The sequence below is a fragment of the Microtetraspora sp. NBRC 16547 genome (assembly GCF_030268965.1).
In the GTDB taxonomy this organism is placed as follows: Bacteria; Actinomycetota; Actinomycetes; order Streptosporangiales; family Streptosporangiaceae; genus Microtetraspora.
On the sequence record NZ_BSSE01000025.1, the window covers coordinates 20,513 to 44,671 of the forward strand.

The following is a 24,159-nucleotide window of genomic DNA, read 5'->3' on the forward strand; positions in this document are numbered from 1 at the left end:
GTCATTTCGCTTTTTCCGGGATCCTCACGCCGGACGCGACCGTTATCACCCCGCGATGGCGGCTCGGCGGAACAGGTCGGCGGGCATCTCCTCGTCGAGCCGCCAGGTGATGGCCATGGGCCGCTCGCCTCGGTGCTCCACATAGCGTGCGGTGCCATGGAAGACGAACGGCTCCGGGTGGCCGTTCTCGTTCTCCTTGCGTTCCCTGGTGAACAGCAGAATGTGGCTGCCCTCCCGCTCGTGGTTCTGGTAGCGCTGCCCGGTGGCCGAGCGGGCGCTGGTGCGGTTCTGGGACTCCCAGTGGAAGAGTGCCGGAGTGAGCGCGTAGTCGCGGTACATGGTCTGCGGCGAGAACTCCTTCTCGTTCTTGCGCAGGGTGACGAGGAGGGCGTCGCACTGGTGGGTGGGGCTCCAGGCGACCCCTTCACGCATGGTCGACGGTAGGGATCCGCCCAGCGTCGCCCAGCCGATCGCCGCGAGGATCTCGTCGGCGGAGTAACGGGCGTTGACCGCCAGAGGTACCTGGCCCAGGTGGTCAGGCAGGGTTTTGGCCACGTGGCGAGGCCGCTCGACGCCGTAGGCGAGGACCTGCCGGATCTCCTCGCACAGGGCGGGCTCGGTGCGGAGCCGTTCGAGCGCCTGGTCGTAGGAGGTGAAGGCGCCGCCGCCGCGCCAGAACGAGAAGAACAGCATCCGGGCGAAGGACTGATCGACGGGGGAGCAGTCGTCGTAGCTCGGGCCGTCGGGCTGGAGCAATCGGGTGTAGGCGTCGGCTCGGCGCCGGTCGTCGACATGGAGTAGCGCGCGGACGCGGCGCCCGAGTGCCTCCTCCATGGGGGAGGGAGCCTGCTGGATGAGGCCAGTGCGGCGCAGCAGGTCGGTCCAATATCGGCGGTTGCGGTAGAGGTCGCCGATGTCGCGCCCGCTCGCTTCGAGATACCCGATCAGGGACGCTTCCGCGTAGGAACGGATCTCCTGGGTGAGCGTGGCGACCGTGGCGCCGAGGTGGACCTTGAGCTCGGCGAGCAGCCGACCCTTGGTCACCCGATCCAACACGATCTGGCTGCCGGACGGCAGCAGCGGGAAGTCATTCTCGACCTGCTTCTCCAGGCGTCCGCGGGTGAATCCGGTGAGCGCCTGGAAGCGGTTGGCGAAGCGATACTCCTTGCGGTGCTGACCGACGAAGTCCAGCACGGTCAGGACGTCCTTGTCCGGTGTACGGCGGAGCCCGCGGCCGAGTTGCTGGAGGAAGACGGTGGCGCTCTCAGTGGGACGGAGCAGGAGGAGGGTGTTGACGTCGGGCACGTCCAAGCCCTCGTTGAAAAGGTCCACGGCGAACAGGAAAGTGACGTCCCCCTCCCGCAAGGCCTTCAGCGCCGTCTTACGTGAGGTGTCGTCGGTCGAGCCGTCCACCGCCAGTGATGGCAGCCCCGAGCGAGTGAAGAACTCGGCCATGAAATGCGCGTGCCGTACCGAGACGCAGAAGCCCAGACCACGGACGGTGCTCGGGTCGCCGACCTTGTCGCGCAGGGCGTTGACAACCAGCCGGGCACGGGCGGTGTCGCCGGTGAACACGTTGTCCAGCGCACCGCTGTCGTAGGAACCGCGCGACCACTTCACGGTCGTCAGGTCGGTCTCATCGTTGATGCCGAAATAGTGGAAAGGACACAGCAGGTCGGCATCGAGGGCATCCCACAGGCGAAGTTCGGAGGCGATGCGCCGGTCGAAGAACTCGTCCTGAACCCAGGTGCCGTCGGCCCGCTCGGGTGTAGCGGTGAGGCCGAGCAGTTCCTTGGGCTTGAGGTGGTCGATGATCTGCCGATATGTCCGGGCGGCGGCGTGGTGGAACTCGTCGATGACGACGACGTCGAAGTGCTCGGGGTCGAAGGCGTCGATGCCCCGCGAGGTGAGCGACTGCACCGAGGCGAACACGTGCCGCCAGTGCCGGGACCGTTCCTCACCGACGTGGAGCTCGCCGAAGTCGGGTACGGCCAGCACCTGCCGGTAGGTGCGCAGCGCCTGGGTCAGGATCTCTCTGCGGTGGGCGACGAACAACAGGGATGGCTGTCGTCCGAGACGTTGCTGCAGGTTGCGGTAATCGAACGCGGCCACCACGGTCTTGCCGGTCCCGGTGGCGGCCACCAGCAGGTTGCGGTGCCGATCGTGGACGGTGCGCTCGACGTCGAGGTCCTCCAGCATCTCCCGCTGGTGCTGGTACGGATGCGGGACCAGCGCAGGGATATCGAACAGCCGCTCGCCGGCCTTCGACCGGGACAGTGCCTCATCCAGCCGATCGCCGTCGGCATCGGGGTCATAGGCTTCGAACTGAGGTCGATTCCAGTACGAATCGAAGGTGCTCTCGAACTTGTCCAACAGCCGCGGAGTGGTCACCGATGACAGCCGGACGTTCCATTCCAGCCCGTCCAGCAGGGCGGCTCGGGAGAGATTGGAGCTGCCGACGTAGGCGGTGTCGAAGCCGGTACGGCGGCGCAGCAGCCAGGCCTTGGCATGCAGGCGAGTGGAGTTCTGCTCGTAACTGATCCGGACATCGGCGCCGAAGTCACGTACCAGCCGGTCCAGCGCACGCCGCTCGGTGGCGCCCATGTACGTGGTGGTGATGACGCGCAGCGGTACGCCCCGGCGCCGCAGCTCGGCCAGCGGTTTCTCCAGGATGCGCAGCCCGGACCATTTGACGAACGCGCACAGCAGGTCCACCTGGTCGGCGCTGGCCAGCTCTGTCGCCAGTTCGTGGGCCAGGTTCGGGTCCTCGCGGGCGTTGGTGAGCAGCGCCGCCTCCGACAGCGAGGTCAGTGGTCTGGCGGGCGAGATCGCGCCGGGCGCGTCTTTGACGACCGACAGCAGCCTGCGCGGACCGCCCGCCACCCCATCCGCGTCAGTGGTCAGGTGCCCCAGCAGCCGGTTGGCGAGGTCGATCTGCTCTTCGGGGGTCTTGAGCGCGGCGAACGCCTGGGCGGCCGTCTCGCCGACGAAACGGCCGAGCAGGTGGGCGACTTCCTCTTTGTCGACGTGGGAGACCTCGACGAGATGTCCCGACTCGCGCCAAGAGGTCGTGCGGCGATCAAGCCGGTTGGTGAGCATCGTGTCGTAGAGACCCAGGATGGGGGCGTCGTCCACAGGTAGGTGCCTCCTGCCCATGTCATGTCAGGAGGCGATCTCCTTGACCTCCTTGATCACCGATCAGCGTAACCTTCTTGCCACAGTAAGTACTGGGAAATGAGGATGATCCCGATCGTCCTCCCCCCTGCCGCCGCTGCCGGCGATTTCGGGTTCCGTCAGTGGTCGTGGCGGCCATACCGCTCGCTCGTTCGCTGTCGCCGGGTCAGGGCACGCCGCACCAGCAGATCTGGTCAGGTGCCGGTGGTCCAGGCGGTTCGGAGGGCGTGGATCTCCTCGGGGGTGCTTTCCCGGGCGATATAGGGGATGTCGAGCACGTACCGGCTGTGCGGCAGTTGGTCGCGGACGACGGTGGCGTCCTTGAGGATCTGGCCGTACAGCGCGGCGCCGTCCATGCAGAAGACGTCGATGAGCGCGATCCGTCCGTCCAGCGCCCGCCGGACGTTGCCCGCGTTCAGGTCGATGCCGTCCCACCAGGGCACGGTCGCCCGCCATTCGGCGTCGATCTCGGCCGCGTGGCGCCGTACCTCCGCCAGGGCGGCGTCGCCGTCACCTTCCCGCCACTGCCGTACGACCTCGGTGGTCGTCTCCAGCGGGGCGAGGAACTCCAGGACGGCCAGCGTTCCGCCGCCGTCCAGTTCGGCCTCGACGGCGACCCGCGGCAGGTACGGGTTGCCCGCGCAACGGCGGCACAGTTCCAGGAAGGCCGCGTAGGCCGGATCGAACGGGCAGACCCGCGCGGCCAGCAGTCCGCTGGGGGAGCGCAACCCGACGGCCCAGTCCCCGATGCCGCAAGGGGTCCAGCCCAGCAGCACCAGCTCGGCCAGCGCCTGCCGGTGGGAGAGGGCCGCCCAGGGGCGGTCGAGCAGCGGCGTCAGGTCGTCATGATCCACCGTCATGCCCGCAGCCTAAAGGAGCCGCCGAGTCTGTGACCGGGGCTGATGTCGCCGTTCCCGGTGTCATCTCACCGAATGCCGTACCAGGACGTCGCCGCTGGAATCCGGTAAAACGTCACCCGAGTATATTTACTGCACATTGTGTTCTTGTTTTACATAATTTGTCTAGTTATGCTCCGGATGTGATCATCAGCTTCCTGAACCAGCTGAGTCACTTCGTCGTATTCCAGGTTGCGTGGTAGCCGCGCTATCTCGCCCAGATCTCCGGAGTTGACGCATGCCGTTCCATGACACGCGCCACAAAACACGTGGCAGAAGCATCTCCGGCCGGATATCGCTGGCCGCGTCCGCGCTTCTTGTCACCCTCGCCGTCACCGCGTCGCCCGCGTCCGCGCACTACTACTCGGGAGGCGGCTCCTCGGCGAGCTTCACCATCAAGCCGTACGACTACAACAACACCTGGATGACGCCTCTCAACAAGGCCCTGTCCAACTGGAACGTGACGGCCACCCCCGCCTACGTCTCCAAGTCCTCGTCGTCCAGCTCCTGGCTCCAGGCGGCGTCCTTCTCCAGCAGTTGGTACGGCCTCTACACGCCGTACGGGAGCAGGACCAGCCGCTACTTCCGCATCCAGCTCAACTCCCGGACGATCTACAACGACGCGTCGAACTGGTCGAATTTCGTGACCAGTTCTTTCGTCCACGAACTCGGTCACCGCCTCAGCCTCGACGACCTGACGAGCGGTTACTGCACGACCTCGATCATGAGCTACTGCCGGAATCGAATCCATGACCACACCGCAGTCGCACGACATCAGCGATGTCAACGCCTACTACTAAAGAAGGGAGCGGCATGATGATGAGGCTTTCCCGGCGGTTCGCCGTGACGCTCGCACTCGTCGCGTCCGCGGCCACATTGAGCGCCTGCTCCGGAACGTCGGCGTCCGGCGAACACAAGACGGTGACCTATCACGCCGACTACCCGGCCTACGACTCGGCGGGCAATCTGTTCACGAAGGCCGACGTCGTGGTCGAGGCCACGGTGAGCGGCAATCCGGTCCGGGTCCAGGAGCTCAAGCCGGACACGACCAGCGACGATCCCAAGCTGAACCCGGCGGCGGGTGCGCCCGCGGGGCAGGCGGCACCGGCCGACCCGGTGGTGATCACGGTCTACCAGGCCGAGGTGAAGAAGGTGTTCAAGGGGAGCGCCCAGCCCGGCCAGATGATCGAGATCCAGCAGTTGGGCGGCCAGCTCAACGGCGTCACCTATCAGGAGGCGGAGGCGCACCCCCTCAAGCAGAACACCGGCTATGTCCTGTTCCTTGAGACCTATCCGGACGCTCCCGCCGCCCTGCTCAACCCGCTGCAGGGGCAGTATCCCCTCGACGCCGCGGGCAATCCGTCCAAGCTCCCCGAGAATCCGGTCGCGCTCACGGCCGATGACCTGAAGCGGATCAGCGGCATCAACTGATCAGCGCCCTGGACGCCCGGACTCCCCGCCGATCGCCTGGCGGCGGAGCCGGGCATGCCGCGTCCGAGCGCGGCTCGCGGGCGCCATCTCCTCCGGAGAGTACGCGCAGGAGATCGTCGCGGACCTCCAGGCCATCATGACCGGCGTCTACCGGATCGACCTGGAAGTGGCGCTCCGAGGTGATCCTGCCCAGGTGAGCGGATAAACCGGATAACAGGATGCGCCCCAATCCGTGCGAGCGTACGGTGGCCACGAACATGATCCGGCGGCGAGGATGTGATGGACGAGCGGCGGATGGTGCGGATCTCCAAATATCTGGCGAAGCACCTGCGGCACCAACCGGAACGGATCGGCATCGAGCTGGACGCCCGCGGCTGGGTGGACGTCGAGGCGCTCCTTGCCGCCTCGGCCGCGCACGGGTTCCCGATCTCGCGAGCTGAGCTGGAGCGGGTCGTCGCGGACAACGACAAGCGACGGTACGTGATCGAGGGGGAACGGATCCGGGCCAGTCAGGGCCACTCGGTCCCCGTCGATCTCGACCTGCCGTTGACCACGCCGCCGGCGTTCCTCTATCACGGCACCATCGGCCGAAGCGTGGCCGCGATCCGCGCCCAGGGCTTGCGGCCGATGGGCCGTCATCACGTCCACCTTTCCCCCGATCGGGCGACGGCGACGAGAGTCGGGGCGCGCAGGGGCTGGCCGGTCGTACTGGTGGTGGACGCGGCCGCGATGCGGGCGGCCGGGCACGAGTTCCGCGTCAGCGCGAACGGCGTGTGGCTGGTCGATCACGTCCCGCCCGCCTTCATCCGCTTCCCGGGATGACCGCTTCCCCCGCTTCCTCCACCCGGCGACCATCACCCGCTGGTTCGTGGAAGCCGTTACGGGTGGTGCCACGGGCGGTGGGTAAGGTCGCGAGACGTGACGACCGAGCTGGAACGACTGGCCGTACGGCTGCGCGAGTTCGCCCGTGCCCGTGACTGGGAGCAGTTCCACACGCCCAAGAACCTGGCGATGGCGCTCTCCGGCGAGGTGGGGGAGCTGGTGGCGGAGTTCCAGTGGCTGACCGCGGAGGAGTCCGCGGACCTGAGCCCGGAGACCCTTGCCCGGGTGCGGTCGGAGCTCGGCGACGTGACCGCCTATCTCGTCCGTCTCGCCGACGTCGTCGGCGTCGATCTGGTCGAGGCGGCCAACGCGAAGCTGGACGAGAACGACCGCCGGTACGACGCCGAGCTCTATCGCGGCTCCGCCAGGAAGGCTCCTCCGCTGAGCTCCTGACGGCCGGGTGCCGAGGTCACGTCATGGCCGTACGGCGCAGAGGAGGCGGTTGTTCCCGCGCTGCCAGAGCGTGCCGATCTCCTCGAAGCCCGCGTCCCGGAGGGCGTCGACGTGCGTGGACAGGAGGTTGGACTCCGATCCGCGATGCTCGACGGCCGCGGCGCTGCGCGCGCGGGCGGCGCCGGCCTCCGCGAGCGCGGGATCGGCGAGGGCCGCGTCCCACCACTGGCCCCAGTCCTCGGGGCGCCCGTCGGCGAAGAGCCTCCGCTCATCGCTGTCGTGGACGGCGCGTTCGAGCCTGGCCAGGGTCGGCGTCGTCTGGTCGGAGTCGAGATGGTCGCCGTTGAGGAAGAGCGCGCCCGGGCGCAGGACGGTGGCCAGCTCCTTGTACATCGCCTGGAGATGCTCCTCAGGCAGCCAGTGCAGCGCGGTGGTGCTCACGGCGGCGTCGGCCGGACGGTCCAGGCCCAGCTCGGCGCTCCAGCCGGGGGTGCGCAGGTCGAGTGAGGTGAAACGCAGCCCGGTCGTCTGGCCGTAGCCCGCCTCGCCCAGCGACAGCAGCAGGGGGTCGGTGTCCACCGCGACGACCGTGGCCCACGGAAGCCGGCGCAGCAGGCGGGCGGCCAGCGAGCCGGGGCCGCAGCCGAGGTCGATCACGAGGGGGTCGGGCCGCCCCACCCCTGCCTCGACCGCGTCGATCAACGCCCTGAACCGCTCCTCCCGGCCCGGGAGATAGCCCTCCTGCTGCCGGTCCCAGCGGTCGATCCACTTCCGGGCGGTGTCGAACGTGAGCATGGCCCCTCCTCGTAACTGTCACATATGCTTTTGCCAGTCACAAACACTAAATCCCGAAGGCGTAACTGGTCAAGTGAACTTCAACAGTCACACCGATATCGTGGTGACGGTCGCCGTCGCCCTGGTCAACACGCTGACCGCCGGCGAGTCCCGGGGCCGGCCGTATGCGCCGCCTTCGGGCGAGGAGCGCACCGCCGCCGTCAGCCGGGCCGTCGCCCCCGGCGCCTCCCGGTCGTACGAGGTGAGCGCGGAGCAGGCGGACGAGCTGGCCGGTGTCGCGGAGGCGCTGCGGACGGTCTTCGAGTCAGTGGCGGCCGGCGACATCGACGCGGCGGCGCACCACACCAACCGGCTCCTGGCCGAGACCGACGCGCGCCCGCACCTCGACCGGCACGACGGGGAGCCGTGGCACGTCCACTTCCACGGGCGCGGCGGCACGCTCGCCGGTGACTGGGCGGCGAGCTGCGCGACCGGCCTCGCCGTCGTGCTGGGCAGCGAGCTGTACGACCGGCTGGGCGTGTGCACGGCCCCCCATTGCGACCGCGTCTACGTCGACACCTCGCGCAACGGGACGCGTCGCTTCTGCTCGACCCCATGCCAGAACCGGGTCAAGACCGCGGCCTTCCGCGCCCGCAACGCCTGACCCGCCCGCTCTCCGGGCCGTACGGCCCGGCGGGGGTGCCACCAGGGAAAGGAAGATCGCGAAGTGGCCCGGCCGGTCTAGAGTTCGTGACCATGACGTCTTCGGCGAAGGACCGCGCCGGCGGAGGTCGGTCGTATCGCGCGCCCACCGTGGCCGGCGTGCTGACGCTGCTCGCGCTCATGGCCACGGCATCGTTTCCCCTCGGGCTCCCCGAGGCGTTCTCCGAGGTGCGGGCCAGCGCCGCGATCCCGGAGCCGCCCCTCGATGCCGACGGGTGCCCTACTGTCTGGGTCAACCGCTGGGGCTTCGACGGGCCGCCGGGTCCGCTCGTTCCCGCGGAGGGGGCGACGTCGGTGACGCTGTGCGAGCTGGTCACCTCGCCGCCCCGAAACTCCTTCCTGCGTCCCGAGCGGGACCTCGGCGTGCCCCGCACGCTGACCGTCGGCGTCCCGGCCATGATCACCACGCTCAACGCCCTGCCCTCCCGTGTGGCGGCCGACGCCCGGATCCGCGCCCGGGAGAAAGCCGCCGGCCGCCCGGTTCCGGAGCCCGACGTTCTTTCTTATGACTGCACCGATGTCGGTTTCTCGACCGAGCTGTCGTTCGCCGTGCATTACGCCGACGGCCCGCCCGCGGTAGTCCTGCTCGACCGCAACTGCGGCACCGCCTCCCGCGCGGGACGGGTCCGCTTCTTCGACGGTGAGAGAAGGGTGACCGACGACGGCCAACCGGTGGACGCCTTCCTCGCGCTCTACCGCGAGCAGCTCGCGTCCACGGCGAGCGACGTCGAGCCCCCTGCCTGCGCCACGGTGCCGCTCGCGCGGCGGATGGAGAACCGCGCCTACACCGACGCCCCCAGGGACGACATCAGGCGCAACCGCGGCCGGGCCGTCCACCTCCCGACTCGGCTCGTCGCGGTCACCGCCTGCCGCTACGTCCGGGACGGGGACCGGATGCGGCTGCGCGGACACCGGACACTGCGCGACGGGCTCGAACCGGTCCGCGCGCTGCTCAACGACGCGACCGCCGTCCGGGTGCGGACAAACGGGGGAGGCGAAGAGGTGGTCAACCACACCGAGTGCGGCAGACCGGGCCCGGGCCCGACCGGGGTCCGCGACCTCGACGTGGTGTGGGCGGCGGACCTGACCGGCGCGGTGGCCGAGATCCGCGTCTGGCGCTCTCCCTGCCGGGCCGTCGTCGCCGACCTGGGAGGGCGCCTCGCCCCGAAGGCGCTGCTCGACACGCTCGACTCCTGGCTGGACCGTTGATCCTCGGGCATTCCTGGGGGCGCGTCCATCGCCGACGTGCTGGCGATGACGGCGGCCGAGGCGGCACGCTTCTTCACCGAGCGGAAGCCGGCCGCGATTCTGCGGGCGGTCATCGACGTCGGCCTGGACTACATCACGCTCGGGCAGCCGCTCAGCACGCTGTCCGGTGGTGAGTGCCAGCGCGTCAAGCTCGCCACCGAACTGCACAAGAGCGGCAGCGTGTACGTCATGGATGAGCCGACCACGGGCCTGCACATGTCGGACGTCGGACTGGTGCTCGCGATCATCGATCGGCTGGTGGACCAGGGCAACTCGGTCATCGTGATCGAGCACAACCTCGACGTCGTCAAGAACGCCGACTGGGTCATCGATCTCGGCCCGGAAGGCGGCAGCCAGGGCGGTCGTGTCGTCTTCGAGGGAACGCCCCGCGATCTGCTCGACGCGACCGGCTCGCACACCGCCGAGTATCTGCGCCGCGATCTGCGGGTCCGGCAGGCGTGACGGCGCCACGGGCGGATCAGGGGCGGACGGCCAGTCCGTTCTCGAACGTGCGGATGACGGTCGAGGTGACGCCGTGGCGGGGGAGCAGGCCCCTCTCCGCCGCCTCCCAGCCCGTGTAGGTGATCGCGTACAGCATCTCCTGGATCCACTCGGCGCTGACTTGGGGGTCGAAGACGCCCTCGGCCTGACCGCGCTCGATGAGGCTGAGCGCGGTCGGCACCGACGCGTCCGGCTCGAAACAGGCGGTGCTCTCCTCAAGCACGCGCGGATCGCCGAACAGGAACGCCAGCCGGTCGCCGACGTCCACCATGGCGGTGATCAGGCGGCGCATCGCCTCGCGCGGCGGCCCCTGGTGGACGGCCGCCGCCGCGATCGACTGCTCGACCACCCGGAACGAGTCGACGATGGTCGCGTTGAGCAGTTCCTGGCGGTCGGGGAAGTAGCGGTGCAGCGTGCTCCGGCCCACCTGCGCCGCCTCCGCGATGTCCGCCAGCGTGGCGCCGCGGTCGCGGGCAAGTGCCGAGGCGGCGGCGGCGAGGATGGCGCGCCGGGTGCGCCCCCGCACGCCGGTTTCCGGCGCCTCCGGTTTCCGCTCTCCAGGCTCGCCCGCCTCGGGCGTGCCTGAGGCGGGTGTACGGGAGGGGGGCTGCCGGGTCGCGCTCACGGCCAAAGGCTAACAGCGCCACCATATCGAGACTGTCGCGCTTGTTTTTGGGACATTGATGTCCCACAATGAGGCGCATGGATTCCTTTGCAGTCGTCGCAGAAGGGGTGCGCAAACGTTTCGGCGCCACGCAGGCCCTCGACGGGTTCGACCTGACCGTCCCCGAGGGGACGGTGTGCGGCCTGCTCGGGCCGAACGGCGCGGGCAAGACCACGGCGGTGCGCGTCCTGACCACGTTGCTCCGCGCGGACGCCGGGCGGGCGCTGGTCGCGGGCTTCGACGTGGCCGACCGGCCCGCCGAGGTGCGCTACCGGATCGGCCTGGCCGGGCAGAACCCCGCCGTCGACGAGATCCTCACCGGCCGGGAGAACCTGGAGATGTGGGGCCGCCTCTACCACCTGGACCGGGCTACGGCCCGCCGTCGCGCGGGGGAGCTCCTCGACCGGTTCGGCCTCGCCGGCGACGCGGACAAGCGGGTCAAGCACTACTCCGGCGGCATGCGGCGCCGGCTCGACCTGGCCGCGGCCTTCGTGCTCGCCCCGCGCGTGTTGTTCCTGGACGAGCCCACCACCGGGCTCGACCCGCGCAACCGCAACGAGGTGTGGCAGGCGGTCCGCGACCTGGCCACCGCGGGCAGCACGGTGCTGATGACCACGCAGTACTTGTTCGAGGCCGACCAGCTCGCCCACCAGATCGCGGTGATCGACGCCGGACGGGTGATCGCGGACGGTTCTCCCGACCGGCTCAAGTCGATGATCGGCGGAGACCAGATCGACCTGGTCGTCCGCGATGCCGCCGACCTCGCCGAGGCCGCCCGGGTCCTGGCCGCCGCGGCGGGCGCCGAACCGGTCGCCGACCCCGACGCCCGCCGCCTGATCGCTCCCGTACGCGACCGGATCGGGGCGCTGACCGAGGTGGTGGGCGAGCTGGGCGAGCGCGGCGTCGCGGTCGAGGACGTAGCCCTGCGCCGACCGACCCTGGACGAGGTGTTCCTCAGCCTCACCGGCGGGAAGCCCGCGCCCGGCGCAGGCAAGCAGGCAGCCGGAAAGCAGGGAGCGGGAAAGCAGGGAGCGGGAAAGCAGGCGGACGGGGAGCAGTCGGACGGGGAGCAGGCGGACGGGAAGCGGGTGGCCGCGTGACGACCGCCATCGCCCCCGTGATCCCCCGATCCCGCGGGCAGCGGCTGTACTGGACGTTCGCGGACGGGTGCGTGATCGCCCGCGGCAACCTCGTCCATCTGGCGCGGAACCCGGCCGCGATCCTCAACCTGCTGCTGTATCCGATCGTGATGGTGCTGCTGTTCGGCTTCGTCTTCGGCAGCGCCATGAACGTCGCCGGGGGCGGCGACTACCGCGAGTTCCTGATGCCCGGGATGTTCGGGCAGACGATGACGCTCGGCGTGATGACCACGATGATCATCGTCGCCAACGACGCGGCACGAGGGGTCACCGACCGGTTCCGTTCGATGCCGATCTCCCGGGCGGGGGTGGTGCTCGGCCGCGCCGTCGCCGACATGGTCAACTCGGTGCTCGAGCTGGCCGTGCTGCTCCTGTGCGGCCTCGCGGTCGGCTGGAGCTGGCACCGGGGCCTCGCGAACGCGCTGACCGCCCTCGGGCTGCTGCTGCTCCTGCGCTTCGCACTCATCTGGGTCGGCATCTATCTCGGGCTCATCCTCACCCCGGAGTCGGCGGGCGCGGCGTGGATGCCGCTCATGCCGCTCACCATGCTGGCCAACACCTTCGTCTCCCCGGAGCTGATGCCCGGCTGGATGGGGGCGCTCTCGGAGTGGAATCCGCTGTCGGCGACCGTCGCCGCCTGCCGCGAGCTGTTCGGCAATCCCGGCTGGGGCGGTGACTCCTGGGCCGCCGAGCACGCGCTGCCTTTGGCGATCGGCTGGCCGGTGCTGCTCACGCTGGTCTTCCTGCCGCTGTCCGCACGCCGCTACCGGCGGCTCGACCGCTGAACCGCCCGGTCCGCCCGGCCTGCCAGACCCGCCAGACCTGTCCGGCTCGTCCGCTCCGCCAGGGCGTGGACGGCCCAGCCCAACGCGCCTCCCACGGCGTACCAGAACAGGTCGGGCGGGTTGAAGGAGGTGCCCAGCACCAGGCGGGCGAGCACGCTGCGTGTCGCGAGCTCGGCGGGGATGCCGGTGATCTGGAAGAACTCCACCGCCCAGCTCGCGGCGAGCGCCACCGTGGCGGCGATCGCGGGACGGGCCCGGGGAGCGACGACCAGGACCAGCGTGTACAGCAGGAGCGTGTAGAGCGCGTCCCCGCCGTACTTGGTCACTGGCCCGTCGGCGACGGCCCGGATCCCGAGCCCGGCGGCGACGGTGAGCAGAGCGGCGAGCACCGCGATCACGCGCCGGCGCGCCGCCGGAGTAGCCCGGGTGGCTCCGGGAGATCGGGGCTGCTCGTGCGTCTCTGACGGGTTCATGCGGCACCTCGGCGGGCTTCCTGGTCCGGTTCCGGTCCCCTGCGGTCAGTGCCCGGTTCCGGTCACCGGGGCGTGATCGCCTTCCAGGGTCCCAGACGTGGCACGGTCGGAGCTCCAGGTTCAGGTACGGCTCAGCTCGGCCAGGCGTCGCAGCGAGCAGCGGAGCACGGCGGCGCTGACCGGTTTGGCCGCCAGCCAGCCGAGCCGCCCGGCCAGGCCGAGGGGGATCTCCAGGTCTTCCTGCCACACGATCGTGCTGCCGCCTCCCGCCTTCGGCAGCACGTGGAAGACGCCGGTTCCCCGGACGAGCCACCCGGTGTGCCGCACCTCGACGGTGTGCGGCGGGTTCCACCGGGTGATCTCCATCGTGTCCAGGAAGCCGAGCGGCCCGACACCGGTGAACGCGGCCAGGCCGCTGCCGGTGCTGTGGCCGTCCCCGGCGGTGACCCGCGCGCGGGTCAGGAACATCCACTCCTCGTGCCTCGGCCAGTCGGTCAGCACGGCGAACACCCGCTCCGGGCTCGCGTCGGAGTGCGCCGTCACAGAGAGATGAGACTTGTCCACGCTCTCGTTCTGCCCGCTTCCCGGGCCGGGCAGATCACCCGGCACGGCTCCGTGCCTCGGCCGGGTCGTCGGCCTCCAGTGCGGACCTCGCCGCCCGCTCGCACTCCGCCAGGGTGCGCCCGGCCAGGGCCTCCCGTACGGCGGGCACGCTCAGGGCTGACATGGACAGGCTCGTGACGCCGAGCCCGGCCAGCACGGGAGCCAGGAGCGGATCCGCCGCCGCCTCGCCGCACACTCCGACCGGCTTGCCCGCCCGCCTGCCCGCGTCGGCGCACTCGGCGACCAGGCGAAGCAGCGCGGGCTGCCACGGGTCGAGCAGGTCGGCGAGCTCGCCGTGCTGGCGGTCCACCGCGCAGGTGTACTGGCTCAGGTCGTTGGTACCGATGCTGAGGAAGTCGAGCTCGGCCAGGAGCCGGGACGCCCGGAGCGCGGCGGCGGGCACCTCCACCATCGCGCCGACGTCGACGATGCCCCTGGAGCGGGCCCGGCGGGCGAAGTCCGCCACCTCGGCCACGGTGGTGACCATCGGGGCCATCACCCACGGTCGTACCCCGGTCGCCCGCGCGGCGGCGGCGATGGCGTCGAGCTGCGTGTCGAGCACGTCCGGCCGGGCCCGGACCACCCGCAGCCCGCGCACGCCGAGCGCGGGATTGGTCTCCTCGGGCAGGCCGAGGAACGGCAGCGGCTTGTCGGTGCCCGCGTCGAGCGTGCGCACCACCACCCGGTCGCCGGGAAGCGCCCGGAATACCGCCTCGTACGCGGCGACCTGCTCGTCCATCTCCGGGGCGGAGCGCCGGTCGAGGAAGAGGAACTCGGTGCGGAACAGCCCGACGCCCTCGGCGGACACCTCCGTGTCGAGGTCGGCCGCCGAGCCGATGTTGAGCAGCAGCTTCACCGGATGCCCGTCGGCGGTGCGGCCCGGCCCGGCGCTCGCCCGCAGCCGGGCCCGGATCTCGGCCGACCGCCACCGGACCTCGGCCGCTTCCGCCTCGCCGACGCCGGTGCGTACCTCGCCGAGCGCGCCGTCGACGGCGACCCGTGTCCCGTCGCGGAGCTCCCGCGCGCCACGGCAGGCGACCACGGCGGGCACCCCCCTCGCGCGGGCGAGGATGGCCGTGTGGCTGGTGGGCCCGCCCTTCTCCGTGATCACCGCGAGTACCGTCGCCGGGTCGAGCGTGATGGTGTCGGCGGGTGAAAGATCGTCGGCCACGAGGACGAACGGGTGGCCGGGGTCGGGGATCGCGGACATCGGCAGGTTCCGCGCGGCGGCGATGGCGCGGTTCCTGATGTCGTCCAGGTCGGCCGCGCGTTCGGCGAAGTAGCCGCCCGCCGTGACGAGCGCCTCGCGGTGGTGCGCGCAGGCGGCCGTGATGGCGTCCGGCGCGTGCATGCCGTCCAGGGCGTTCGCCCGTACGGACTCCTGGAGCAGCGGATCGGCGGCGATGAAGGACTGCGCCTCGAGTATCGCCCTGGCCTCGGGCTCCGCGGCCCGCTCCGCCAGCTCCGCGAGGGCGCGGGAGGCCTGCTCCAGCGCCCGTACGGCGGTGCCGGCTTCCACGTGGGGTTCCGCGGCGGCCCAGTGGCCGTCGAGCAGGCGCGTGGAGTCTTCCATCCGGCACACGGGGCCCGCCGCCAGGCCGGGGCTGACCCCGAGCCCGCGCAGCGTCACGCCTCCGGACGTCTCGGTAACCGGCGCCCGGCCCTCCGGAGGCTCATTCATCGGCGTCGAGGTCGCGGGCGAGCAGCTGGGCGAGGGAGTCGAGCGCGGCGTCGGCGTCCGGGCCGTCCGCGTCGAGGGTGACCTCCGTGCCGTGGGTGGCGCCCAGGGACAGCACGGCGAGGATGCTGTGCGCCGGGACCGGCTTCCCGTCGCCGACTCGGATGCGCACCGGTGTTCCCTGCCGGGCCGCCGCCTCGACGAAGATCTTGGCTGGCCGGGCGTGCAGACCGGTGCGGGAGGCGATGACCACTGTCCTCTCCGGCATCGTCGTGGACCTTTCTGTGCGGGGGAAGTGCGGGGGAAGTGAGGGGAACGTGAGGGGAAGGGGTGTCAGGGTTCGACGGTGACCTTGATGGCGGCGCCGCGGCTGACGATGTCGATGCCGTCGAGGACCTCGGAGAGCGGGAGCCGGTGGGTGATCAGGTCGGCGACCGGGACCGATCCTTCGGCGATCAGCCGCAGCGCCCGCGCGTTGTGGGCCGGGCTCGACCCGTTCGCGCCGACGATCGTCAGCTCCCGGTAGTGCACGAGGTTGGAGTCGCAGCGGATGATCGGGTCGTCCTTGGGCAGGCCGCCGAAGAAGCTGATCCGCCCCTGCCGCGCCGCGATCCGCAGCGCCTGCTCCTGGGCGGCTCCGGAGGCCGCGGCGGTGATGACGACGTCGGCGCCCCGGCCCTCGGTCAGCTTGAGCACCTCGTCGACGATGTCCTCGCCGTGCACGGCGGCGTCCGGCCGGACCAGGCCGGCGGCGAGCGCCAGCCGGTCGGCGTTGATGTCGGCGAGGAACACCCGGGCGGCGCCCCGAGCGCGGGCCAGCCGTACGTGCAGGCAGCCGATGGGGCCGGAGCCGATGACGAGCACGTCGTCGCCGGCGCCGACCCGGGCCAGCTCCTGCCCGTTCAGTACGCAGGCGAGCGGTTCCGTCACCGACGCCTCGGCGAAGCTCACGCCGTCGGGGACGCGGTTGAGGCCGTCGACGGCGAGGACCTTGGCCGGGACGACCATGTACTCGGCGAAGCCGCCGTCGTAGTGGTAGCCCATCGACTCCTGGTTCGGGCAGACCGTCATCCGGCCGCGACGGCACTCCCCGCACGTCCCGCAGGGGATGGCGGCGATCACCTGGACGCGGTCGCCGGGCGCCCAGCCGGGCACGTCGGTCTCGACGACCTCCCCGGCGATCTCGTGACCCATGACCCTCGGGGGCCTGATGTGGTGGTGACCGTGCTTGAGGATCTTCGCGTCCGTGCCGCAGGTGGAGCAGGCGCGCACCCGGATCTTGACCTCTCCCGGGCCCGCGACGGGCTCGGGCGCGTCCTCGATGCGGATGTCGCCGGGCGCGTGGAATCGGGCGACCTTCACGTGGTCTCCTCTTTGGTGGGTTGCAACAGGTGGACGACCTCCTCGACCCGGGTCGCCTCCCGCAGGGCGTGGACGCGGTCCGGATCGAGCAGGATCTGCGCCAGTTCGGCGAGCAGTCGTACGTGGCCGTCGCCCCGGGCGGCGATGCCGACGCAGACGGTGACCCGCTCGCCGCCCCAGTCGACGCCGCCGGGGAAGCGCAGGACGCAGACGGCGTCGTGGTGGACGGCCTCCTTGGCGGCGAGCGTGCCGTGCGGGATGGCCACGCCCTCGCCGACGTAGGTGGAGATCGAACGTTCGCGCTCGATCATCGTCTCGACGTACGGCTCCTCGACCGCGCCGACGGCGACGAGGGCCCGCCCGCACTGGCGGATCGCGTTGTCGCGGTCGGCCGCCGAGGCGTCGAGCAGCACGGCGCGCGGGTCGAGGGGGAGCGGCGCCGTGTCAGGCATGCACGGTTCCGCCGTTCTTGATGGTGGTGACGAGCTTTGTGACGGCCGGGTCCCCGATGAAGATCGTGAAGGGGATGAGGACGGTGCCCGGCGCGGTCTTCCTGGCCCGGTCGGCGAGCCCGGAGTGGCAGACCACCACGTCGGCGTCGGCGGGGATCGAGTTGACCGGGGTGTGCTCGACCTCGATCCCGAGGCCCTTGAGCTGCTTGCGCAGCTGGCTGGCCAGCATCACGCTGCTGCCCATTCCCGCGTCGCAGGCCACGATGATCTTGCGGATGTCCGTGCTCTCGATGCTGGCCATGTCGGTCATGCCTCCTGGGAAGCGGGGGTGGTTTCGGGCTCGGCGGCGGGTTCCGGGGCCTCCCCGCCCGTCTTCCTGCCGAAGCCGAGCAGGACGGCGGCGACGGCGAAGGACGCGGCGGTGGCGATGACGATGCCGGCGAGCACGCCGAACCAGCCGCCCTTGGGGGTCACCGCGAGGTAGGCGAAGATGCTGCCGGGCGACGGGGTCGCGACCAGCCCGGCACCGGTGACCAGGAAGGTGAAGATCCCGGCCGCGCCGCCGGCGATCACCGCGAGGATCAGTCGCGGCTTCATCAGCACGTACGGGAAGTAGATCTCGTGGATGCCGCCGAGGAAGTGGATGATCATGGCGGGGGTGGACGGCCGTAGCGAGCGCGGGCCGAAGAACAGGTAGGCGAGGAGCAGACCGAGGCCGGGGCCCGGGTTCGACTCCAGCATGAACAGGATCGACTTGCCGTGTTTGACCGCCTCCGCGACGCCGAGCGGCCCGAGGACGCCGTGGTTGATGGCGTTGTTGAGGAACAGCACCTTGGCGGGCTCGATCAGGACCGAGGCGAGCGGCAGCAGGCTGTTGCCGACGAGCCATTCGACGGCGTCGCCCGCGGCGTCGGTGACCACCCGGACGATCGGTCCGATGCCCCACGCGCCGAGCAGGGCCATCGCGCCGCCGACGATGCCGGCGGTGAAGTTGTCCACCAGCATCTCGAACCCGGCTCTGGTCCGCTGCTGGGCGAACCCGTCAACCAGTTTGATCACGAAGGCGGCGAGCGGGCCGACGATCATGGCACCGAGGAACATCGGGATGTCGGCGCCGACGACGACGCCCATGGTGGCCACCGCGCCGACGACGGCGCCGCGCTGGCCGTGGACCATCCGGCCGCCGGTGTAGCCGATGAGCACCGGCAGCAGGGTCGTGATGATGGGGCCGACGAGCTTGGCGAAATCCTCGTTCGGCAGCCAGCCGGTGGGGATGAAAAGCGCGGTGATCAGGCCCCAGGCGATGAACGCGCCGATGTTCGGCATGATCATCCCGGCGAGGTGGCCGCCGATGCGCTGAATGGTGGCCTTCGCCCCGGTGCCGTAGACCGTGGGGGTGTAGTCGGCCATGGGTGGTGCTCCTTCCAATGGGGGGTGAAGGGGCTCCGCTTCAGTCCCTGGACTTCAGCGGACGTCTCAGGTCGGGCGGGCCGACGCGCACCAGGTCGCGCCGGATGTCCCCCGGTGCGGGCATCCGGCTGCCGGGCATCCCGACGGCGGCCGTCCCCCAGGCCAGCGCCTCGATCAGGGCGCGCTCGCCCCTCGCCCCCGCCGCGAGGAAACCGGCCAGCATGGCGTCGCCCGCGCCGACCGTGCTCCTGGGCTCGGCCACCGGGCACTCGCCGTGCCAGACGCGGCCGTCCTGCAGGAGGACCGCCCCGTCCGGCCCGACGCTGGCCAGCACCGTGCCCGCGCCCATCGCGCGCAGCTTCTCCGCCGCCTCGATCACGTCGCCGAGGCAGCCGATCGCCGTCCCCGTCGCCTCGGCCAGCTCCTCCCGGTTCGGCTTGACCAGCGCGGGACCCGCCGCCGCGGCGGCCGGCAGCGCCGGGCCGCTGGTGTCGACGGCGACGTTGATGCCCGCCCGGGCGAACCGGCGGCAGAGCCCGGCGTAGACGTCGGCGGGTACCCCCGGGGGCAGGCTGCCGGACGCGACCACCCAGTCCGCGGTGTGTGCGGCGCCGAGGACGGCCTCGGCCACGGTCTCCAGCTCGACGGTGGACAGCGGGGTGCCCGGCTCGTTCACCTTCGTGCTGGTGCCGTCCGGCTCGGCCAACGTGACGTTGGACCGGGTCGTCCCCGCGATCGGGACCGTGATCATGTCGATGCCCTCGTGCGAGAGCAGGTCCACGAGCTGCCGCCCCTGGTGCCCGCCGTACGGGACGACCGCGCAGGACCTGATCCGGTTGGCGAGCAGCGCGCGCGACACGTTGACGCCCTTGCCGCCGGGATCGAGCCGCGCCGTCGCCGCGCGGATGACCGCGCCCCGGTCCAGTGCCGCGATCTCGATCGTGCGGTCCAGGCTCGGGTTGAGGGTCAGCGTCAGGATCATGCGCGAACCACCTCGGGGCCCGCCGCGGCGACCTCCGCCGCGACGGCCGGGTCCAGCCCGTCGTCGCTGATCACCATGTCGATCTCGGCGAGCGTGGCGAACCGGGTGAGGTAGACGCCGGAGAACTTGGTGTGGTCGGCCAGCACCACGCTGCGCTCCGCCGCGCCGATCATGGCCCGCTTGATCGCGGCCTCGGCCGGGTCGGGCGTCGTCAGCCCCTTGGCGACCGAGCAGCCGTTCGAGCCCATGAACGCCACGTCCACGTGGAGGTCGGCGAGCGGGCGCAGCGCCCAGTCGTCGACGGTGGCGAGGGTGCGGCCGCGCACCCGGCCGCCGAGCATGATCACGCTGAGGTTCGCCCGGGTCGCCAGCATCGTCGCGAGGGGCGGGGAGTTGACGATGACGGTGAGCTCCCGGTCGGCGGGGAGCGCCCGCGCCAGGCGGCCCGTCGTGGACCCCGCGTCGATGATGATCGCGCCGTCCTCGGGCAGTTCGGCGAGCGCGGCCTTGGCGATGCGCTCCTTCTCCTCGGTCATCACCTCGTCCCTGGCGGCGAGCGCGGGCTCGAAGCCCAGGCGCTCGACCGGGATGGCGCCGCCGTGCACGCGTCGCAGCACGCCGGCCCGCTCCAGGACGGTCAGGTCGCGGCGGATGGTCTCCGTGGTGACGGCGAACTCCTCCGCCAGCGTCACCACATCCACCCGGCCGATGGCCCGCGCGCGGCGCAGGATCTCCTGCTGCCGCTCCTCGGCGTACATGATGTTGATTCACCGCCGTTTCAATGTTGTTTCATCTGTATTTATACCCACATATTGTGGAAGTCAATGGGGGTAGCACGGCGGAGCACCCTGCGGCGTGTCGTGGGATGACCGGAGAAAACCGGATGAACGCCGCATCGCCTCGGTAGACTTGCCGACCATGATCACGCCCGGCGCGCCTCCCGTGCCGCCCTCCGCGCAGCCTGCCGAGCAGCCCTCGGCGACGCTCTCCGGCCGGGCCCGGGCGGTACGGCTGGCCGCCGCGGGCCTGTGCATGGCGCTGCTCGTCGTCGGCACGTTCTGGGGAGACGACGACGCCTTCCCCTTCGGCCCGTTCCGGATGTACTCCACCAGCACTCCGCCCAACGGGAACATCCACGTGATGGTCCTGAAGGCGCGGATGCCCGACGGAAGCTGGCGCGAGGTCCCCCTGGACTCCGTCGTGGTGGGCGTCAACCGCGCCGAGGTCGAGGGGCAGGTCCCCCGCTTCCAGGCCGAGCCCGCGCTGGTCGGCCGGCTCGTCGAGGCCCATGACCGGCTCCGCCCGGCCGAGCCCCGATGGACCGGGGCCCGCCTGGTGATGAGATATCTCAAGCTGCGCGACCGCAGGTTCGTCGGCACCGAGGAGAAGGTGGTGGCCGAGTGGCTGCGCTAAGGGGTAACCCGCTCACCCGCTGGTTCTTCGGCCCGGTGCCGCTGGCGCGGGTGGTGGTCTTCCGGATCGCCGCCTATCTGTTCATCCCGCTCGACCTGCTGGTACTGCGGCCGCTCGGTTCGCACCACGCGTCGGCGACCGCGCTCTACAAGCCGCTCATCGTCGCCGACCTGCTGCATCTGCCGCGCCCGACCCCCGAGCTCATCGCGGTGGTCACCTGGTCGCTGATCCCGCTCGCGCTCGTCGCCGCGGCCCTCGCGCCGTCCGGCCGGTGGCAGCGGCTCCTCGGCACGGCGATCTTCGTGCTCTACTTCGAGCAGCTCATCATCAGCTTCTCCTTCGGGAAGGTCGACCACGACCGCATCGCGTACGTGGTGGCCCTCGCCGTGCTGCCCACCGTGGCGGGGGCGCGGCTGCGGGAACGCGGCTCGGCCGAGTCGGCCGCCTGGGCGCTGCGCTGCGTGCAGATCGCCGTCGTGGCGACGTACTTCCTCTCGGCCTTCGCCAAGCTGCGCTTCGGCGGCGTCGAGTGGGTCAACAGCGCGACCCTGGTCCGCGCGGTGATGCGCCGCGGCACCGGGTTCGGCCGCCTGCTGCTCGACCTTCCGTGGCTCCTGCACTGGTCCCAGTGGGGGATCATGCTCATGGAGCTGTTCTCGCCGGTGGTCCTTTTCCTGCGCGGCCGGTGGCAGCGGATCGTGGTCGGCGCGCTGGCCGGGTTCCACGTCGTCGTCTACGCCACCATCTCGATCATGTTCTGGCCGCACGTTCTCTGCCTGCTGCTGGCCTTCCTGCCGACGGAGCGGCTGGTACGGCGGGCCGAGACGGCGGAGACGGGCGGGGGATCAGCCGTCGCCGCCGCGCTGGTCGGCGGGCAGGACGCACATGGGAGTGCCGCCGGGGAGGCGGTGCCGGTTGTCGGCGATCAGCCGGTAGACGCCGTGGGCGAGCCAGCGGAAGGGCGGGACGCGCAGGACCAGCCCCAGCGGTGACCAGGGGAGTCCGGCCGCGAGCAGGATCTTGGCGACCGCCTGCGCGCCACCGAAGATCCGACCTCGCGTGTCCACCCAGAGCAGCTCGTACTCCGCGCGCTCCGCGGTCGTGCCCACCGCCGCGAGGTCGGTGAACTGCCAGGCCCTGATGTCGGCGGGGACGTCCATCCGCCGTTCGATGAAGCCGGCGGCCGTGGTGCAGAAACCGCAGTCCCCGTCGTAGATGATTAACGATCTCTCCACGGTGTCCCATCATGCCTCAGCGGGAGCCCGGGGTGAGCGGCCGGGCTCTTCCTCCGTGGTCCACAGTGGAGGGGAGGGCAAGCGTGCCGAGGGGACCCGGAGGCACCATGACCACGACTGCCATCGCCGACTACGCCATGCTGTCCGACCGGCATTCCGCCGCGCTGGTGGCCAAGGACGGCACGATCGAGTGGCTGTGCATGCCCCGGTTCGACAGTCCCTCGGTGTTCGCCGCGATGCTGGACGACGACGCGGGATCGTGGTCGATCCGCCCGGCCGGGCCGTACACCGCCTCCAGGCGCTACATGGACACGACGTTGGTGCTGCAGACGACCTTCGAGACCGGGACGGGCACGCTGGTCCTCACCGACGCGCTGGCGACCGGTGCGGACACCGACCCGCACCGGCTCGGCGTGTCCGCGCCGCACCTCCTGGTCCGCTCGGTCACCTGCGTCCGCGGCGCCGCCGAGGTGGAGATCCGCTACCGGCCGAGACCGGAGTACGGACTCGTCACGCCCCTGCTCTCGACGCTGGACGGGGGCGTCAGGGCACGCGGCGGATCCTGCCAGATCGTCCTGTCCACCCCCATGGAGCTCGTGATCGCGCGGGAGGAGGCCGTGGCCACGGCGGCGCTGGAGGCGGGCGAGGTGCTGCGGTTCGCTCTCCGCTGGGCCGCGCTGAACGAGCCCGAGCCCGCGGTGCTCGGCCCCGAGGAGATCGCCGCCGAGCTGGAGGCCACGCTGACGTCGTGGCGGGCCTGGTCGAGGGCGCACCAGGCGTACGAGGGTCAGTACCTCCGCCTGGTGCGGCACTCGGGACGCGTCCTGCAGGGACTGAGCTACCAGCCCACGGGCGCGATCGTCGCGGCGGCGACGACGTCGTTGCCGGAGGAGAGGGGCGGGAAGCGCAACTGGGACTACCGGTACGCCTGGATCCGGGACGCCGGCTTCACCATGGACGCGCTGTGGGTCGCCGCCTGCCCCGACGAGGCCGGCGACTTCTTCTCGTTCATGACGACGGCCGCCGCGACGTACGAGCCCGGGCGGGCGCTCCAGATCATGTTCGGCGTCGGTGGCGAGCACGACCTCTCCGAGCGCGAGCTGCCGCACCTGCGCGGCTGGCGGGACAGCTGGCCGGTCCGTACGGGCAACGCCGCGTGGCGTCAGCCCCAGATCGACGTCTACGGCGCGCTGCTCGGCGCGGCCCACCGGCTGGCCGACCAGCGTTCCTGGACCGACCCGGACGAACGGGGCTTCCTGGTCGCGCTGGCCGACGCGGCCGCCCACCAGTGGAGCCGTCCCGACCACGGCATCTGGGAGATCCGCGGGGATCCCCGTCACTACGTGTACTCCAAGGTCATGTGCTGGGTGGCGCTCGATCGGGCGATCGGGCTCGCGGACCGGCTGGACGCGGCCGAGCACGTCCCGCGCTGGCGGCGGGCGGGGGAGGAGATCCGCCAGGCCGTGCTGCGCGACGGGTGGAGCGACGAGGCGGGCGCCTTCACCCAGACACTCCACTCGGCGGACCTGGACGCGTCCGTGCTGATGATGCCGATCGTCGGGTTCCTGCCCGCGGACGACCCCCGGATGCTGGCGACCATCGACGCGGTCGCCAAGCGGCTCACCGGGGGAAACGGCCTCGTCTATCGCTATCGCAACCACGACGGCCTTGAGGGCGGAGAGGGCACGTTCGTCCTCTGCACGTTCTGGCTCGCCCAGGCGCTCGCGCTGGCGGGCCGGGTCGCCCAGGCGCGTGACGTGTTCGAGACGGCGGTCTCCTACGTCAACGACGTCGGCCTGCTGGCCGAGGAGATCGAACCGGTCACCGGTGAGCAGCTCGGCAACTTCCCGCAGGCGTTCAGCCACATCGGACTCATCAACGCCGCCTGGGCCATCGACGGAGCGCTGGCCGAGGGCCAGGTTCTGTGCTGAGGACTGCGCT

Annotated in this window: 25 protein-coding genes and 1 pseudogene; 11 read left to right on the top strand and 15 right to left on the bottom strand. The window is 71.0% G+C overall.

Annotated features, from left to right (window positions below; genetic code table 11):
* Positions 1–45 precede the first annotated feature (45 nt).
* Together QSK17_RS27575 and QSK17_RS27580 are read right to left on the bottom strand one after the other, a co-directional pair.
* A complete protein-coding gene (locus QSK17_RS27575) occupies positions 46–3,135 on the bottom strand; it encodes a DEAD/DEAH box helicase (protein ID WP_285708283.1) in 3,090 nt (1,029 codons plus the stop codon).
* A 233-nt stretch (positions 3,136–3,368) separates the two neighbouring features.
* Entirely contained in the window at positions 3,369–4,034 is a 666-nt protein-coding gene (locus QSK17_RS27580) for a hypothetical protein (RefSeq protein WP_285708284.1), read from the bottom strand.
* 274 nt (positions 4,035–4,308) lie between these two features.
* Here QSK17_RS27580 and QSK17_RS27585 point away from each other — a divergent pair, with 274 nt between their 5' ends.
* The 4 genes from QSK17_RS27585 to QSK17_RS27600 all read left to right on the top strand — a co-directional run bounded on the left by QSK17_RS27585 (position 4,309) and on the right by QSK17_RS27600 (position 6,776).
* The gene (locus tag QSK17_RS27585) at positions 4,309–4,887 is read left to right on the top strand and encodes a hypothetical protein (RefSeq protein WP_285708286.1); all 579 of its coding nucleotides are present in this window, start codon (positions 4,309–4,311) and stop codon (positions 4,885–4,887) included.
* Entirely contained in the window at positions 4,884–5,501 is a 618-nt protein-coding gene (locus QSK17_RS27590) for a hypothetical protein (RefSeq protein ID WP_285708287.1), read from the top strand. Before QSK17_RS27585 ends, QSK17_RS27590 begins: the two co-directional genes overlap by 4 nt.
* 279 nt (positions 5,502–5,780) lie before the next feature.
* Positions 5,781–6,323 (top strand): RNA 2'-phosphotransferase, encoded by a 543-nt coding sequence (locus tag QSK17_RS27595; RefSeq protein WP_285708288.1) that lies wholly within the window; start codon positions 5,781–5,783, stop codon positions 6,321–6,323.
* A gap of 96 nt (positions 6,324–6,419) precedes the next feature.
* Complete coding sequence (locus QSK17_RS27600) at positions 6,420–6,776, top strand: nucleotide pyrophosphohydrolase (protein ID WP_285708289.1); 357 nt, start codon at positions 6,420–6,422, stop codon at positions 6,774–6,776.
* 21 nt (positions 6,777–6,797) lie between these two features.
* On the opposite strand, the gene QSK17_RS27605 is transcribed toward QSK17_RS27600, so the two are convergent.
* Entirely contained in the window at positions 6,798–7,571 is a 774-nt protein-coding gene (locus QSK17_RS27605) for a class I SAM-dependent methyltransferase (protein WP_285708290.1), read from the bottom strand.
* 73 nt (positions 7,572–7,644) lie between these two features.
* Between QSK17_RS27605 and QSK17_RS27610 the strand changes: the two genes are divergently transcribed.
* The 3 genes and pseudogenes from QSK17_RS27610 to QSK17_RS27620 form a co-directional block, all read left to right on the top strand.
* Positions 7,645–8,214 carry a CGNR zinc finger domain-containing protein gene (locus QSK17_RS27610; protein ID WP_285708291.1) on the top strand — a complete coding sequence of 190 codons (570 nt, stop codon included), beginning with the start codon at positions 7,645–7,647 and terminating at the stop codon, positions 8,212–8,214.
* Positions 8,215–8,306: 92 nt separating this feature from the next.
* Positions 8,307–9,482 carry a hypothetical protein gene (locus QSK17_RS27615; protein ID WP_285708292.1) on the top strand — a complete coding sequence of 392 codons (1,176 nt, stop codon included), beginning with the start codon at positions 8,307–8,309 and terminating at the stop codon, positions 9,480–9,482.
* Between the two features lie 15 nt (positions 9,483–9,497).
* Positions 9,498–9,983, top strand: a pseudogene (locus QSK17_RS27620) (ATP-binding cassette domain-containing protein); the annotation flags it as partial.
* 16 nt (positions 9,984–9,999) lie between these two features.
* Here the strand turns inward: QSK17_RS27620 and QSK17_RS27625 are convergent.
* Positions 10,000–10,647: a TetR/AcrR family transcriptional regulator gene (locus QSK17_RS27625; RefSeq protein WP_285708293.1), complete on the bottom strand. Its 648-nt coding sequence runs from the start codon at positions 10,645–10,647 to the stop codon at positions 10,000–10,002.
* Between the two features lie 77 nt (positions 10,648–10,724).
* Between QSK17_RS27625 and QSK17_RS27630 the strand changes: the two genes are divergently transcribed.
* Positions 10,725–11,786, top strand: coding sequence for an ATP-binding cassette domain-containing protein (locus QSK17_RS27630; protein WP_285708294.1), 1,062 nt, complete (start codon positions 10,725–10,727; stop codon positions 11,784–11,786).
* Entirely contained in the window at positions 11,783–12,610 is an 828-nt protein-coding gene (locus QSK17_RS27635; RefSeq protein ID WP_285708295.1) for an ABC transporter permease, read from the top strand. The genes QSK17_RS27630 and QSK17_RS27635 overlap by 4 nt, the downstream gene beginning before the upstream one ends.
* Here the strand turns inward: QSK17_RS27635 and QSK17_RS27640 are convergent.
* The 10 genes from QSK17_RS27640 to QSK17_RS27685 all read right to left on the bottom strand — a co-directional run bounded on the left by QSK17_RS27640 (position 12,589) and on the right by QSK17_RS27685 (position 20,328).
* Positions 12,589–13,083 carry a DUF2809 domain-containing protein gene (locus tag QSK17_RS27640; protein ID WP_285708296.1) on the bottom strand — a complete coding sequence of 165 codons (495 nt, stop codon included), beginning with the start codon at positions 13,081–13,083 and terminating at the stop codon, positions 12,589–12,591. The two genes, QSK17_RS27635 and QSK17_RS27640, sit on opposite strands and share 22 nt — an antisense overlap.
* A 120-nt stretch (positions 13,084–13,203) precedes the next feature.
* Entirely contained in the window at positions 13,204–13,626 is a 423-nt protein-coding gene (locus QSK17_RS27645; RefSeq protein WP_285708297.1) for an SRPBCC family protein, read from the bottom strand.
* 55 nt (positions 13,627–13,681) lie between these two features.
* Positions 13,682–15,367, bottom strand: coding sequence for a phosphoenolpyruvate--protein phosphotransferase (gene ptsP, locus QSK17_RS27650; RefSeq protein ID WP_285708298.1), 1,686 nt, complete (start codon positions 15,365–15,367; stop codon positions 13,682–13,684).
* On the bottom strand, positions 15,360–15,632 hold the full coding sequence (locus QSK17_RS27655) for an HPr family phosphocarrier protein (protein ID WP_285708299.1): 273 nt from the start codon (positions 15,630–15,632) through the stop codon (positions 15,360–15,362). Before QSK17_RS27655 ends, ptsP begins: the two co-directional genes overlap by 8 nt.
* 65 nt (positions 15,633–15,697) lie before the next feature.
* Complete coding sequence (locus tag QSK17_RS27660; RefSeq protein ID WP_285708300.1) at positions 15,698–16,726, bottom strand: zinc-dependent dehydrogenase; 1,029 nt, start codon at positions 16,724–16,726, stop codon at positions 15,698–15,700.
* Positions 16,723–17,178 (bottom strand): PTS mannitol transporter subunit IIA, encoded by a 456-nt coding sequence (locus QSK17_RS27665; RefSeq protein WP_285708301.1) that lies wholly within the window; start codon positions 17,176–17,178, stop codon positions 16,723–16,725. Before QSK17_RS27665 ends, QSK17_RS27660 begins: the two co-directional genes overlap by 4 nt.
* Positions 17,171–17,488: a PTS sugar transporter subunit IIBC family protein gene (locus tag QSK17_RS27670; protein WP_352231853.1), complete on the bottom strand. Its 318-nt coding sequence runs from the start codon at positions 17,486–17,488 to the stop codon at positions 17,171–17,173. Before QSK17_RS27670 ends, QSK17_RS27665 begins: the two co-directional genes overlap by 8 nt.
* Complete coding sequence (gene mtlA, locus QSK17_RS27675; protein ID WP_285708302.1) at positions 17,485–18,588, bottom strand: mannitol-specific PTS transporter subunit IIC; 1,104 nt, start codon at positions 18,586–18,588, stop codon at positions 17,485–17,487. The genes QSK17_RS27670 and mtlA overlap by 4 nt, the downstream gene beginning before the upstream one ends.
* Positions 18,589–18,628: 40 nt before the next feature.
* A complete protein-coding gene (gene pfkB / locus QSK17_RS27680) occupies positions 18,629–19,570 on the bottom strand; it encodes a 1-phosphofructokinase (protein WP_285708303.1) in 942 nt (313 codons plus the stop codon).
* Positions 19,567–20,328: a DeoR/GlpR family DNA-binding transcription regulator gene (locus tag QSK17_RS27685; RefSeq protein WP_285708304.1), complete on the bottom strand. Its 762-nt coding sequence runs from the start codon at positions 20,326–20,328 to the stop codon at positions 19,567–19,569. Before QSK17_RS27685 ends, pfkB begins: the two co-directional genes overlap by 4 nt.
* Positions 20,329–20,488: 160 nt before the next feature.
* On the opposite strand from QSK17_RS27685, the gene QSK17_RS27690 reads away from it, so the two are divergent.
* Positions 20,489–20,983 carry a hypothetical protein gene (locus QSK17_RS27690; protein WP_285708305.1) on the top strand — a complete coding sequence of 165 codons (495 nt, stop codon included), beginning with the start codon at positions 20,489–20,491 and terminating at the stop codon, positions 20,981–20,983.
* Between the two features lie 845 nt (positions 20,984–21,828).
* Here the strand turns inward: QSK17_RS27690 and QSK17_RS27695 are convergent.
* Positions 21,829–22,218 carry a thiol-disulfide oxidoreductase DCC family protein gene (locus QSK17_RS27695; RefSeq protein ID WP_285708307.1) on the bottom strand — a complete coding sequence of 130 codons (390 nt, stop codon included), beginning with the start codon at positions 22,216–22,218 and terminating at the stop codon, positions 21,829–21,831.
* 107 nt (positions 22,219–22,325) lie between these two features.
* Between QSK17_RS27695 and QSK17_RS27700 the strand changes: the two genes are divergently transcribed.
* On the top strand, positions 22,326–24,149 hold the full coding sequence (locus QSK17_RS27700) for a glycoside hydrolase family 15 protein (protein WP_285708309.1): 1,824 nt from the start codon (positions 22,326–22,328) through the stop codon (positions 24,147–24,149).
* Positions 24,150–24,159: the final 10 nt, after the last annotated feature.